The organism is Propionivibrio dicarboxylicus (genome assembly GCF_900099695.1).
In the GTDB taxonomy this organism is placed as follows: Bacteria; Pseudomonadota; Gammaproteobacteria; order Burkholderiales; family Rhodocyclaceae; genus Propionivibrio; species Propionivibrio dicarboxylicus.
This window is the reverse complement of the sequence record NZ_FNCY01000030.1, coordinates 14,545-28,057: the sequence shown is the minus strand read 5'-3', so window position 1 is coordinate 28,057 and position 13,513 is coordinate 14,545. Positions and strand designations below refer to the sequence as shown.

At 63.6% G+C, this 13,513-nt stretch carries 13 protein-coding genes; 4 read left to right on the top strand and 9 right to left on the bottom strand.

Features of this window, described 5'->3' with window-relative positions:
* Window positions 1–43: 43 nt before the first annotated feature.
* The 3 genes from BLR25_RS20405 to ltnD all read right to left on the bottom strand — a co-directional run bounded on the left by BLR25_RS20405 (window position 44) and on the right by ltnD (window position 2,861).
* Complete coding sequence (locus BLR25_RS20405; protein ID WP_091940615.1) at window positions 44–544, bottom strand: TRAP transporter small permease; 501 nt, start codon at window positions 542–544, stop codon at window positions 44–46.
* A gap of 193 nt (window positions 545–737) precedes the next feature.
* A complete protein-coding gene (locus BLR25_RS20400; protein WP_091940613.1) occupies window positions 738–1,757 on the bottom strand; it encodes a TRAP transporter substrate-binding protein in 1,020 nt (339 codons plus the stop codon).
* 135 nt (window positions 1,758–1,892) lie between these two features.
* Window positions 1,893–2,861: an L-threonate dehydrogenase gene (gene ltnD / locus BLR25_RS20395; RefSeq protein ID WP_281245608.1), complete on the bottom strand. Its 969-nt coding sequence runs from the start codon at window positions 2,859–2,861 to the stop codon at window positions 1,893–1,895.
* A 175-nt stretch (window positions 2,862–3,036) separates the two neighbouring features.
* Here ltnD and BLR25_RS20390 point away from each other — a divergent pair, with 175 nt between their 5' ends.
* A complete protein-coding gene (locus BLR25_RS20390) occupies window positions 3,037–3,786 on the top strand; it encodes a FadR/GntR family transcriptional regulator (RefSeq protein ID WP_091940609.1) in 750 nt (249 codons plus the stop codon).
* Window positions 3,787–3,834: 48 nt separating this feature from the next.
* On the opposite strand, the gene BLR25_RS20385 is transcribed toward BLR25_RS20390, so the two are convergent.
* The 4 genes from BLR25_RS20385 to BLR25_RS20370 all read right to left on the bottom strand — a co-directional run bounded on the left by BLR25_RS20385 (window position 3,835) and on the right by BLR25_RS20370 (window position 8,596).
* A complete protein-coding gene (locus BLR25_RS20385; RefSeq protein WP_091940607.1) occupies window positions 3,835–4,869 on the bottom strand; it encodes a zinc-dependent alcohol dehydrogenase in 1,035 nt (344 codons plus the stop codon).
* 68 nt (window positions 4,870–4,937) lie between these two features.
* Window positions 4,938–6,623 (bottom strand): dihydroxy-acid dehydratase, encoded by a 1,686-nt coding sequence (gene ilvD, locus BLR25_RS20380; protein ID WP_091940605.1) that lies wholly within the window; start codon window positions 6,621–6,623, stop codon window positions 4,938–4,940.
* Window positions 6,624–6,641: 18 nt separating this feature from the next.
* A complete protein-coding gene (gene dmpG, locus BLR25_RS20375; protein ID WP_091940603.1) occupies window positions 6,642–7,676 on the bottom strand; it encodes a 4-hydroxy-2-oxovalerate aldolase in 1,035 nt (344 codons plus the stop codon).
* Window positions 7,673–8,596, bottom strand: coding sequence for an acetaldehyde dehydrogenase (acetylating) (locus tag BLR25_RS20370; RefSeq protein ID WP_091940601.1), 924 nt, complete (start codon window positions 8,594–8,596; stop codon window positions 7,673–7,675). The genes dmpG and BLR25_RS20370 overlap by 4 nt, the downstream gene beginning before the upstream one ends.
* A 159-nt stretch (window positions 8,597–8,755) precedes the next feature.
* On the opposite strand from BLR25_RS20370, the gene BLR25_RS20365 reads away from it, so the two are divergent.
* From BLR25_RS20365 to BLR25_RS20355, 3 genes are read left to right on the top strand one after another with little or no spacing between them, the layout of a single operon-like run.
* Window positions 8,756–9,697: a LysR family transcriptional regulator gene (locus BLR25_RS20365; protein ID WP_091940599.1), complete on the top strand. Its 942-nt coding sequence runs from the start codon at window positions 8,756–8,758 to the stop codon at window positions 9,695–9,697.
* A gap of 55 nt (window positions 9,698–9,752) precedes the next feature.
* Window positions 9,753–10,523, top strand: coding sequence for a FadR/GntR family transcriptional regulator (locus BLR25_RS20360; protein ID WP_091940596.1), 771 nt, complete (start codon window positions 9,753–9,755; stop codon window positions 10,521–10,523).
* A 37-nt stretch (window positions 10,524–10,560) separates the two neighbouring features.
* Entirely contained in the window at window positions 10,561–11,463 is a 903-nt protein-coding gene (locus BLR25_RS20355; RefSeq protein WP_091940594.1) for an NAD(P)-dependent oxidoreductase, read from the top strand.
* Here BLR25_RS20355 and pabB read toward each other — a convergent pair.
* Both pabB and BLR25_RS20345 read right to left on the bottom strand, forming a co-directional pair.
* On the bottom strand, window positions 11,460–13,247 hold the full coding sequence (pabB, locus tag BLR25_RS20350; RefSeq protein ID WP_091940593.1) for an aminodeoxychorismate synthase component I: 1,788 nt from the start codon (window positions 13,245–13,247) through the stop codon (window positions 11,460–11,462). The genes BLR25_RS20355 and pabB overlap by 4 nt on opposite strands.
* A gap of 15 nt (window positions 13,248–13,262) precedes the next feature.
* Complete coding sequence (locus tag BLR25_RS20345; protein WP_091940590.1) at window positions 13,263–13,490, bottom strand: sulfurtransferase TusA family protein; 228 nt, start codon at window positions 13,488–13,490, stop codon at window positions 13,263–13,265.
* Window positions 13,491–13,513 lie beyond the last annotated feature (23 nt).

Here is a 13,513-nt window from a genome sequence, read left to right as displayed (position 1 = left end):
GGGAAAAGAGAAAGGTAGCAATGGTCATGTTCGTTCGCTCCGCTTATTCGCCAACGCTGCCGCTGAAAGGAATCAACTCTTCCTTCGGCATCCGGCCCGTCAATTGCCGCCAGATCCCGTAGGCCAGCACCAGCGCCATGCCGACGCTCGAAATGAACAGCGCCGACTGGATGATCCCCATCGGAATGCCGGTCACCGGCGCATGGTCGTCCATGCCGATGATCATCTGCTTCCAGGTCCCGTGCGCCAGCAACAAACAGCAGATCAGCGTCAGCGAATCGGCAAGGAAGCGGCAGACGCGCTGCCCACGCTCACCGAACTTCTCGACCACGCTGCTCATCCCCAGGTGTCCGTGATCCTTCATCACGATCAAGGCCCCGATCAGCGTCAGCCACATGAACATGAAGCGCGACACTTCCTCCGAAAACACGATCCCCGAATTGAATCCATACCGCAGCACCACGTTCCCGAACACCAGCACCGCCATGATGCCGAACATCCCCACCAGGATCCATTCGACCAGTTTTATCAATTTCCCAAGCATTTCACATTCCCTCGTGTTCTAAGCAGCGTCATGCCGACTGCGAACGGCAACAACGATGGTTTGACGCCCGTTGAAACGGCGACCGGATATCCCGCCGCCGGTGCGTACGAACTGCGATGATTGACGATGACGCTGATCCGGCCCGCACAGCTGTGGGCGGGCCGGACGTTCTATGCCAAACGTTTAACCAGGATCACTTGCGGATCTTGGCGATTTCAGCGTTGGCTTCGGCCACGGTTTCCGCGCCGATTTCGGGGATGAAGCGATCGATCACCGGCTTGATGCGCTCACGCATCTTGGCCATTTCGGCCGGCGTCACGGTCGTGACGGTCATGCCCTTGGTCTTCTGCATGTCCGTAAGCTGGCCTGCGGCCAGGTCGCGATTCATCTTGCGTTCGTAGTCACGTCCCTCGTAGCAGGCGGTGCGCATCATCTGCTGCTCTTTCGGTTCCAGCTTGTCCCAGAACGCCTTGCTGACCAGGATGATATGCGGCGAGTAGGCATGGTTGGTCAGGCTGATGTACTTCTGCACCTCGAACATCTTGTTGGAATAGATGTTGGTGATCGGGTTTTCCTGCGCATCGACGGCCTTGGCTTCCAGCGCCGTATAGAGTTCCGGCATCGGCATCGGGATGGCGTTGGCGCCCATCGTCTTGAACGCGTCGATATAGACCGGGTTCTGCATGACGCGGATCTTCAGCCCGGACATGTCTTCCATGTTCGCGACGGGGCGCTTGCTGTTGGTCAGCTGACGGAAACCGTTTTCCCAGTAGCACAGGCCGATCATGTTCTTCGCGGTCGTCAGGTCGAGCAGCTTCTGACCGAATTTGCCGTCGAGGATCGTGTCCGCTTCCTTCTCGTTCTGGAACAGGAAGGGCAGGTCATACACCAGGAATTCCTTGATGATGGTCGCTACCGGCGCCGTCGCGACGATGGTCACTTCGAGCGTGCCGCCGCGAACCGAGGCGATCGTCGCCGTTTCGGAACCGAGTTGGCTGTTCGGGTACAGCTTGGCCTTGAACTTGCCGCCGCTTTGACGCGCCAGCGATTCGATCATCTTTGCCGCGCCCTGCGCGCTCGGGTGATCCTCGGGAATACCGATCGATACCCGCATATTGCGCTCGGGGGTGGTTTGTGCGCTTGCGAACGAGCAGAAGCCCGCCGCGAGGAGTGCTACGACAACCGTGCTCAACTTACGAAAACCTTGTGCCATGATGAGTTTCCTTCTTGAATAGGTTTATGGTGCGGATTACAGCAAATGGCATTGACCCTTGATGACAAAGTGATGCATTGAAACGGATGCAGCGACAACTCGTGTTCTGGGTGTAACAAAAGGAAGGGGTGGTACTTACTTCTTGGCGTCGGGCAACTTGATCGCCGGGAAGACTTTGATGACGGCCGAATCGTCCTCGCCACCGTGTCCGGCCGCCGAGGCCGACATGTACATCTGGTGCGCGGTCGCCGACAATGGCAACGGGAAGACGTTTTTCTTGGCATAGTCGAGGACGATACCGAGATCCTTGACGAAGATATTGACGGCCGAGAGCGGCGTGTAGTCGCCGGCCAGGATGTGCGGCACGCGATTCTGGAACATCCAGGAATTGCCCGCACTGTTGGTGATCACCTCGTAAACCTGGTCGGGATCGGCACCGGCGCGGATCGCCAGCGCCATCGCCTCGCCGGCCGCGGCGATATGCACACCGGCCAGCAACTGATTGATCATCTTGACCACGGAGCCTGGTCCGACCTCGTCACCGAGACGATAGACCTTGCCGGCGATGGCATCGAGCACATCCTCGCATTTGGCATAGGCTTCGGGCGAACCCGAGGACATCACCGTCATTTCCCCCGCCATCGCCTTGGCGGCGCCGCCGGAAATCGGCCCGTCGATCATCAGCAGCCCGGCATCGGCAATGCGCTTGCCGAGGGCACGGGCAAAGTCGGGCGACACCGTCGCGCTCGAAATGACGACCGTCCCCGGACGCATCTTCGGCACGGCGCCTTGCGCGCCGAACAACACCGTCTCGGTCTGATCGGCATTGACGACGACACTGATCAGGACATCGACGCGCGGCGCCAGTTCGGCCGGCGATCCCGCTGCGACGCCACCGGCATCGACCACTTTCTGCACCGTCTCGGCACGTATATCGCAGGCATGCACCTCGAAGCCTTCGCGCAGCAGCGACATCGCCACGCCCATCCCCATCGCTCCGAGGCCAATGACGCCCACCGGTTTCTTGACGCTTGCGTTCATTTGCTGACACTCCCGTTTTTGGAAAACCCGTTTTTGACCGGACCCACCGCTCAGGAACGACACGCTCCGCAGCCGATCGACCCGTTTCTATTTACCGCTTCGCAACACTTTCAACCGACCGGCCACCTTGATGCCTGGCCGGCTAAAAGTTGTCATACAATACGACATATGATAAAATTAAAGCATAAGCATCGGACAATGACAAGCCCCTCGACGGAAAAACCAGAACAGCGAGATCATGGACAGCGCCCCCCAATTCAACGTCGAACCCATCGCGGTCACCGGAACGCTGACTGACCGCGTCTGCGAAGCTCTGACCCAACTCATTGCCAGCGAAGACTTCGGCGCCGGCGCCCGGTTGCCGTCCGAACAACAGATGGCGGGCCGCTTCGGTGTCAGTCGCACGGTCATCCGTGAAGCCGTGTCGCGACTAAAATCCGAAGGACTGGTCGAATCGCGCCAGGGCAGCGGCGTTTTCGTGCGCGAGCGCAACATCGACACGCCCTTCCGCATCGACCCGGCACTCATGGACTGCCGCCAGTCGGTCCTGCAGGTGATCGAACTGCGCCAGGCGCTCGAGGGCGAAATCGCGGCACTGGCGGCAACACGGCGGACGCCGGCGCAGATGACGGCGATTCGCGACGCGCTGGCCGGCATTGCCGAGGCAGAAGCCGCGGGCGACGACGGCGTCGATGCCGACATCGCCTTCCACCGCAGCATTGCGGCGGCAACCGACAATCCGCACTTTCTCGCGCTCACCGAATTCCTGTTCACTTTCCTCACCCATGCCACTCGCATCACCCGCGGCTACGAGGCGACCAAGCGCACACTGTCGCTGCAGGTCAAGGACGAACACCAGCACATCGTCGACGCGATCGCCGCCAATGATGCCGAAGCCGCCCGGGCCGCTGCCCGGCAACACATGAAATGCGCCATGCAGCGGCTCGGCTCGGCCAATCTCAAGAAGCTCCGGCAGCCATCCGCCTGAGGCCGCCACACCAGCTCGAAGCGCCGGCAAGGCGATGCGGAAACGCGCTCACGCATTTTCCAGGAACACCTTCAACATCTTGCCTTCGCGGTTATTCTCGAGATCGCGGAACGCCTGCACGCCATCCGCCAGCGGATAGACGTTCGTCATCAGCGGCGACACGTCGATCCGTCCTTGCTCCAGCAACTTCAGGCTGGCCTCGAAACCGGCGAAGTCATAGACATAGTTGCCCTTGATCGTCAGTTCGGTGGTGACGATCTTCTGCATATTCACCTCGACGAGCTTCTGCGCGTTGCCGATCCACACGGCGGTACCGCCGATGCGCAGGCAATCGAGCGAATTGGCCGCCGTCGCGCCGATACCGACGGCTTCGATGGAAAAGTCGCAGAGCCGCCCGTCGGTCAAGGTCTTGACCGCCTCGATGAAGTCGCCGGCGCGCGAATTGATCGTCGCATCCGCCCCCATTGTGCGCGCCACGCCAAGGCGGAAATCGGTCGCATCGGCGACGATGACGTGCTTCGCGCCGCGCAGCTTGAGCAAGGCCACGACCAGCAAGCCGATGGTCCCCGCGCCGATGACCAGACAGTGCGCCGCCTCGGCGATCTCCTGGTCGGACAGTTTCTGCACCGAGCGATACGCCACGGCCAGGGGCTCGGTCATCGCCGCCTCGCTGAACGACAAGGTATCGGCGAAGGGAATCAGGTATTTCTCTTCGACAGCGACGAACTCGGTCATGCTGCCGTCCTGATCGAGCACGCCCATGCAGATACCGGAAGGACAGACATTGACCATGCCCTTCTTGCAGAATTCGCACTCGCCGCAGAAGGGCTTGGGAAAGATCACGACGCGCGTTCCGACCGCGTGTTTCGCCGCCGCCGGCGCCTCGGCAATGACACCCGCAACTTCGTGGCCCATGATCATCGGCGCCAGGCGCCGCCCGGTCTTGCCGAGGTAGCCTTCGACGTCGGAACCGCAAATACCGTTGGCACGCACCTTGACGAGATAGCGTCCCGGCCCGGCCGTCGGCACCGGAATATCGCGCATTTCCATGGATTTCTCGCCAACGTAATACAAAGCTTTCACCGCTGTCTCCTTGAGCAAAATACTGAAATCAAAGACGAGTGCGCACGATCGCGCCCAGGCCTTGGGGCTTACTCCGGCGCGCGCAGCACGGCGCCGTCGGCGGCCGAACTGGCGAGGCGCGAATAGATGCCGAGATAACCGCGCGTAAACCGGGGCGGCGGCCGCTGCCACTCGGCCAGCCGCGCCGCGATTTCCTCGTCGGAGACGTGCAGCTGCAGCAGGCCCTGGGGAATGTCGATGCTGATCCGGTCGCCATCGCGTACGGCCGCCAGCGGACCGCCGTCGGCCGCTTCCGGCGAGATGTGACCGACGAAACAGCCGTTGTTGGTGCCGGAGAAGCGCCCGTCGGTAATCAAGGCGGTCTTCTTGGCCAGCCCCATGCCATAGATGTACTTCATCGCCTTGTACATCTCGCGCATGCCCGGCCCGCCCTTCGGCCCTTCATAGCGAATGACGACAACATCGCCGGCCTGGATCCGGCCGTCGAGGATGGCCGCCTCGGCCGCCTCCTCCGAATCGAACACCCGTGCCGTGCCGCTGAACACGTGCATGGCCGGATCGATCGCCGCCGGCTTGGTCACGGCCGTTTGCGGCGCCAGGTTGCCGCGCAGGATCGCGAGCCCCTTCTGGTTGCCGAACGGACGCTCCATGGTGTTGATGACTTCGGGATTGGCCGGGTACTTGTAACGATAGCCGGCAAGATTCTCCTCGACGCTGGCGCCGCTGACCGTCAGGCAGTCGCGGTGCAGCAGCGGCAAAATCGCCTGCATGACGCGCGGCACGCCGCCCGCCTTGTAGAAATCCTCCATGTCGTACTTCGATGCCGGGTTGACCTTGGCGACCTGCGGCGTCGAGGCGCTCAGGCGGTCATACGCCTCCATCATCTGCGCGCCGCTGATGCCCAGTTCGGCGGCGATGGCGGAAAGATGCAGCACCGCGTTGGTGGACCCGCCGGTCGCCATCAGCACACGAATGGCATTTTCGAGGGCGGAAAAATTGATGATCCTGTCCGCCGTCACCTGCTGTTTGACAAGCGCGACGATGGCCTGACCGGTCGCCTCGCCGAGGCGGAAGCGGTCGTTATAGACACCGGGCACCAGGGCCGCGCCGGGCAGCGACATGCCCATCGCCTCGGCCATGCAGCACATCGTGTTGGCAGTACCGTAGAACGCGCAGGAACCGCAGGTTGGCCCGCAGGACTCTTCGAGATCGCCGTAGGTCGCCGCGTCGATGCGTCCGCTTTTCAGCATCCCAAGCCCCTCGGAGAGCGTCGTCAGGTCGGACTTGCGACCGTCGAACTCGACGCCGCCGAGCATCGGCCCGCCCGGCAGCAGGATCGCCGGAATGCGCAGGCGCGCGGCGGCGATCAGCATGCCGGGTACGATCTTGTCGCAGGACCCGAGCAGGACGATGCCATCGAGCCGGTGCGCCTCGACCATCACCTCGATGTCATTGGCGATCAGGTCGCGCGAAGGCAGGATGAAGTGCATGCCGGCATGCCCCTGGGCGGTGCCGTCGCAGGCGGCGATGACGCCGAACTCGGCGACCGTGCCGCCGGCCATGTGAATCCCCTTGCGCACGTGCTCGGCGACCTGGCGCAGGTTCGTATGCCCGGGGACGAGATCGTTCCAGGAATTGGCGATACCGATGATCGGCCGTTCGAGGTCTTCCTCGGAATAGCCGGCCGATTTATAGACGCTGCGATTGAAGCACCATTCGGGCTTGCCCAGGATATCGCCACTGCGAGTCGTCATCTGCCACTCTCCAAAATATCAAACCGGCATCAGGCCGCGCGCTTTGGCCAGCGTGATGGCGGCATCCTCGATCATGTCTTCCTGCCCGCCGACCATGCGGCGCCGACCGAGCTCCATGACGATCTCGCGCGCCGGAACGCCGTATTTCTGCTCGGCCCGCTTGGCAAACAACAGGAACGAGGAATAGACGCCGGCATAGCCGAGCGTCAGCGCATCGCGATCGACGCGCAGCGGCCGATCCATCATCGGTACGACGATGTCCTCGGCAACGTCCTGCGCCTTGAACAGGTCGATACCGGTCTCGATGCCCATGCGGTTGCAGACGGCGACGAACACTTCCAGCGGCGTGTTGCCGGCGCCGGCGCCGAGTCCGGCGGCGGCGGCATCGATGCGGTTGGCACCGCACTCGACCGCGGCAATCGAATTGATCACGCTGAGCGACAGATTATGATGCCCATGGAATCCGATCTCGGTATCGCAGCGGAGCGCTTCGCGCACCGCCGTGATCCGCGCGCGCACGTCCTCGGGCAGCATGAATCCGGCCGAATCGGTGACGTAGACGCAGTTGGCGCCGTAGGACTCCATCAAGCGCGCCTGTTCGGCCAGCTGCTCCGGCGAGGCCATGTGCGCCATCATCAGGAAGCCGACGGTATCCATCCCCAGGCGACGCCCCAGGCCGATATGCTGTTCCGATACGTCGGCCTCGGTGCAATGCGTCGCGACCCGGATCGTGCCGACGCCAAGGCCATGGGCCATGCGCAGGTGATCGACCGTGCCGATCCCGGGAATCAGCAAGGCCGAGACCTTGGCTTGCCGCATCAGCGGGATGACCGCCGACAGATACTCCTCGTCGCTGAAGGCCGGGAAGCCATAATTGACCGAGGCGCCACCAAGACCGTCGCCGTGCGTCACCTCGATCAGCCGGACGCCGGCCACATCGAGCCCGCAGGCGATCGCCCGCATCTCGTCGAGCGTGATCCGATGCCGTTTGGCATGCATGCCGTCGCGCAGCGACATGTCATGAACCGTCACTTTCCTCGTCGTCGCGTTCATGGCGCCACTCCTTGCAGCGAGCGCGGATCGAAGCGCCCGGCGATGATTTCCTCGGCGAACATCTCGGCGGTGCGCGCTGCCGCGGCCGTCATGATGTCGAGATTGCCGGAGTAACGCGGCAGATAGTCGCCCAGGCCCTCGACCTCAAGGAAGACGGAAACGCGCCGGTCGTCGAAGACCGGTCCATTGACGAGCTTGTAACCGGGGACGTATTGCCGCACCTCGCTAACCATGGCCTGCACGGCGGCGGTGATGGCCGCTGCGTCGGGCGCCGAATCGGTCAGGCAATGCACGGTATCGCGCATGATCAGCGGCGGCTCAGCCGGATTGATGATGATGATCGCCTTGCCTTTGCGCGCGCCGCCGATCTGCTCGATCGCCGCCGAGGTCGTCCGCGTGAATTCGTCGATATTCTTGCGCGTTCCCGGCCCCGCCGACTTCGACGAGATCGTCGCGACAATCTCGCCGTAGGCCACCGGCTGGACGCTCGCGATAGCGGCGATCACCGGGATCGTCGCCTGACCGCCGCAGGTCACCATATTGACGTTCATCACCTGCCGCCCGAGTTGCGCGCGCAGATTGACCGGCGGCACGCAGAACGGCCCGATCGCCGCCGGCGTCAGATCGATCACCAGCAAACCGCGCGCCGTCAGCGCGTCGGAATTCTCGCGGTGCACATAGGCCGAGGTCGCATCGAAAGCGATCTGGATGTCATCATCGCGCAGATGCGGCAGCAACCCGGCGATGCCCTGGTCGGTGGTCTTCAGCCCCATCTCCCGCGCCCGCTGCAATCCGTCGGACAGGGGATCGACGCCGACCATCCACACGGGTTCGAGCACCGTGCTACGGCGCAGCTTCATCATCAGGTCGGTGCCGATATTGCCGGAACCGATCAACGCACAGCGAATCTTCCTGCCCATGACCCCTCTCGTTCTGCGATGGTTGACTTGGCGACAGGGAGATATGCTAGGCAGGCATGACATACAATTCAAATGAAATATTTCTAACAAAGGATGCCATTTTTTATATCATTCGAATCGCAGTTCCCACGTTCATGATTTTCTTCGACCTCTTCCGACATGACTGAAAAGCTACTCGCCGCCCGTGCGCGTTCGCGCCTCAAGACCCGGCAAATGAACCTGCTGATCGCCCTCGATGAGGTGCGCAACATCCATCAGGCGGCGATCGAGACGGACATGAGCCAGCCGGCCGCCTCGAAGATGCTGAAGGACATCGAGGCCATCTTCGGCGTGCCGCTGTTCGAGCGACTGCCGCGCGGCGTCGCGCCGACGATCTACGGCGACGCCGTCATCCGCCACGTGCGCATGTCGCTGTCCTGCCTCTCGCAGGCGCAGGAAGCGGTCGCGACCCTACAGGCCGGGCTTTCCGGGCAGGTCAACGTCGGCGCGATCATCACCCCCTGCCCGGCGCTGATCCCGCAGGCGATCATCCGTACCAAGCGCGAAGCGCCGCGACTGTGCATCAGCTTCGAAGTCAGCACCAGTAACGACCTGGTCGCCCGGCTCAAGCAGGGCCAGCTCGATTTCGTGCTCGGCCGGCTGATGGAACAGGAAGACGAACCCAACCTCATCTACGAGGACCTGTCGGTCGAAACCGAATGCGTCGTGGCGCGCCGCGATCATCCACTGATGACGCGCCCCGATCTCCGCCTCGAAGACGTCGTCGACGCCGGCTGGATTCTTTCGGGCCGGGGCAGCATCCTGCGCAACCGTTTCGACATGATGTTCCGCCGCGCCGGCCTGGAAATCCCGTCGAACACCGTCGACACCACCTCGGTGCTGGTCGTCATGAACATGCTGATCCACACCGATTTCCTCCACATCGTTCCGGTCGACGTCGCCGCCTTCTACATGCGCAGCGGTGAAATCGCACGACTGCCGATCGACGTTCCCTGCACCATGGAAAACTACGGCATCATCCAGCGCCGCGACCAACTGCCGGCGCCGGGCACGCACCTGCTGCTCAAACACATCCGCGACGTCGCCGCCGAGATCTTCTGATCCGGATTGGAATACACTTTCGCAGCAACCCAAACCATTCCGCCAGGACCCGACAATGACCGACACGCCTGAATTCAAGGTCGAAAAAATCACGCTTGCCGGCTCGCTGACCGATCGCGTCTGCCGCGCCCTGACCCAGCTGATCCGTGGCAACGACCTTGCCCCGGGCACGCGCCTGCCATCGGAAGCGACCATGGCCGAGCGCTTCGGCGTCAGCCGCACGGTCATCCGCGAAGCCGTGTCGCGGCTCAAATCCGAAGGGCTCGTCGAATCGCGCCAGGGCAGCGGCGTCTTCGTCCGCGAGGAGAACATCCAGTCGCCCTTCCGCATCGATCCGGCGATCATCGATTCGATTCCGAGCATTCTCAAGGTCGTTGAACTGAGGATGGTGCTCGAAAGCGAAATCGCCGCCCTCGCTGCCGTGCGCCGTACCGCCGCACAACTCGACGCCATCCGTGTCGCGCTCGGCCAGATCGAAATCGAAGAAAAGGAAGGCAAGGACGGCGTCGAGGCGGACATCGCCTTCCACCGCAGCATTGCCGAAGCGACCGGCAACCCGCATTTCCTGGCGCTGATCGAGTTCCTCTTCAATTTCCTGAAGAACGCGACGCAGGTCACACGCAGCTACGAAGCGACGAAAAAGGTCCTGATCAACGAAGTCAAGCAGGAGCATGCGGCGATCGTCGACGCCATCGCCAGCGGCGACGCCGAGGCAGCACGTCGATGCGCGCGGTTGCACATGGAAGGCGCCTCGCGACGCCTCGCGGCACTCGAATCGATGGACGACTGGCAGTCACGGTCGCCCGAACCACGGGCCAGGACCTGACACCTGTCCTGGCTCATCCAACCACGGAGATCCAACGATGAAACCCCGCATTGCCTACCTCGGCCTCGGCGGCATGGGCGCCGCCATGGCGCGACGCTTTCTTGATGCCGCCTTCCCGCTGACTGTCTGGAATCGCAACGCCGACAAGGCGCGCACGCTCGTCGACGCCGGCGCCCGGCTGGCGGCAACGCCGGCCGAGGCAGTGGCCGACGCCGATTTCGTGTTCACGATGGTCTCCGACGACCGCGCCCTTGATGGCATCGCGCTCGGCGACGCGGGCTTCCTCGCCGCGATGAAGCCCGGCAGCATTCACGTCTCGATGAGCACGATCCTGCCGACGACGGCGCGCCGTCTCGCCGAGGAACATGCGCGCGCCGGCAGCGGCTACGTCGCCGCACCGGTCTTCGGCCGGCCGAGCGCGGCGGCCGAAGGCATGCTCTGGATCTGCGTCTCGGGCAATGACGAAAGCAAGGCCCGGACACTGCCGATCCTCGAACCGCTCAGCCAGAAGCGCGTCGACTTCGGGCTGGATCCCGGCGGCGCCAACATCGTCAAGCTGTCGGGGAATTTCATGATTGCCGCGGCCATCGAATCGATGTCCGAAGCCTTTGCCTTCGCCGAAAAGAACGGCATCGACCCGGCGCAGATGAATGACTTTTTCGGCAACAGCATCTTCGCCTGTCCGATCTACAAGAATTATGGCCGCATCATCACCGACGCCGCGTTCGATCCGCCCGGTTTCCGTCTCGCCCTCGGCCGCAAGGACGTCGAACTCGTCGCCGAAACGGCGCGGATCAACGCCGTGCCGATGCCGATCCTGTCGACGCTGGTCAGCCGCTTCGCCGCGCGGGTCGCCAAGGGCGGCGGCGAACTCGACTGGACGAGCATCGCGCTCGACGTCTCGGCCGACGCCGGCCTGCCACCGCGCGGCAAAGCCTAGTCCGGATCGCGGTACTGCACGGGAACGAGGCCGCGCAGCGCATTCCCCAGATAGACCGCCGACGCGGTGAAGAGATCGTCGCGCGTCACTACCTGCTCGACCGCCCGCCCGCTGTCGAGCAGGTGCTGACGCAGGACGCCCGGCAAGAGCCCCGAGGCCAGCGGCGGCGTCAGCCAGATGCCGTCGCGGACGACAAAGACATTGCTGCGGGCCCCCTCGCAGACTTCCCCGCGCCGGTTGAGAAAGATGCGGTCAAACACATCGCCGGGCAGTCCGGCCAAGGCCTTGTCATAACGACCGCGCACGGTGGTCTTGTGCGCGCGCAGGAAATCGCCGTCCGGCAGCACTTCCTCGGCGAGCAGGAAGCGCCAGGCCCGCTGCGACGTATCGAGCGGCGCCGCCTGCAAGTGAAAGGCGCCGCCATGCGCCAGCGACAAGCGCACGCGAAAAACGCCAGCGGCATGGCGTGCGGCCAATTCGACAAGCGCCGCCTCGACCGCTTTGGCATCGAGGGCGAACCCGAGGCAGCGCGCCGAGCATCCGAGTCGCTTGAGATGCAAGGGCAACAGCGGATAACGCCCCTGCTCCAGACGCAGGGTCTCGATCAACTCGAAACCCGGATCGAATTCGCGGATGAAGCGCGCCTTGAGCAAACATTCGGCATATTCGCGGCGCGGATCGCCATCGATGACGATGCCGCTGCCGACGCCGAGACTGGCATCGCCGTCCGGCCCAAGCTCAAGGCTGCGGATGGCGACGTTGAACCGGCAGTCGCCCCCCGGCGCCACCCAGCCGAGCGCGCCGGTGTACAGATCGCGCGGCGCTTCCTCCAGTTCGGCGATACGCTGCATCGCCCGCAGCTTCGGTGCACCGGTAATCGACGCGCAGGGGAAGAGCGCCGCGAAGAGATCGGCCAAGGGGGCCTCGGGCAGTTCGGCCGATACCGTCGACACCTGCTGCCAGACGGTGGGATAGGCCTCCGCCTCGCACAGCGCCTCGACACGAACGCTGCCGGGTCGCGCCAGCCGCCCGAGGTCGTTGCGCAACATATCGACGATCATGACGTTCTCGGCGCGCTCCTTGTCCGAGGCCAGCATCGCCGCACGCAAGGCCGCGTCCTCGGCAGCGGTATCGCCGCGCGGCGCGGTGCCTTTCATCGGCCGCGCCTGCACGCGCGTCCCCGTCCGCTCGAAGAACAGTTCCGGCGAAAACGACAGCAGCGTCGCGCCGGGGACCCCGACGAAGGCGCCGTAGCGCACTGGCTGGCGCCGACGCAAGGCCGCGTAGAGCGCCAGCGGATGCCCAAAGGCGCGGAAGTACAACGGAAAGGTGAGATTGACCTGATAGCAGTCGCCGGACGCGATCCACGCCTGAATCCCGTCCACTTTGGCGCAGTAGTCGGCTTCCGGCAACGACACGCGCCAGTCGGCGACACCGGCGGCACGTTCGCTTTCGGACATTCCTGCCAGGCACGCCTGCAGGCGCGCGTCCACCGCCACGGCGTCGAGCCGCTCGCACCGGGCGAAGACCCAGCCGCGCAACCGGCAACGCTCGCCGGCCGGCACGCGGGCAACGGGCTCGAAAACGCTGCCGAGGCCGTAATCTGCCGCGATCAGCACCCAGCGTCCGGCACCTGTCTCCGCTTCTGCCGCCGCAAAAAAGGTCGCTGCATCGACACTCGACGACGCTTCAATCGACAGTGCGCCGCCGTACCCGCTCAGCCACAGCGCCGCACCGTCGTCGCTGTCCACCAGCGCGAACGGCGCCTCCATGCACGGGCCCATGCCCCGGATCGGCCCTTACTTTCTCCGGAAATAGAACTCGAAGACCGGCCCCGCATCGGAAAACTCGAGCAGGGTATTGCCGGTCTGCCGGGCGAAAGCCTGAAAATCCTTGACCGAACCGGGATCGGTCGCCAGCACGTGAAGAATCTGTCCGCTCTCCATCTCGGAGAGCGCCTTCTTGGTACGCAGAATCGGCAACGGGCAGTTGAGGCCCTTGACGTCGAGTGCGCGATCGCTTTGCATGATGAATCCTGAATAAAGTGAAG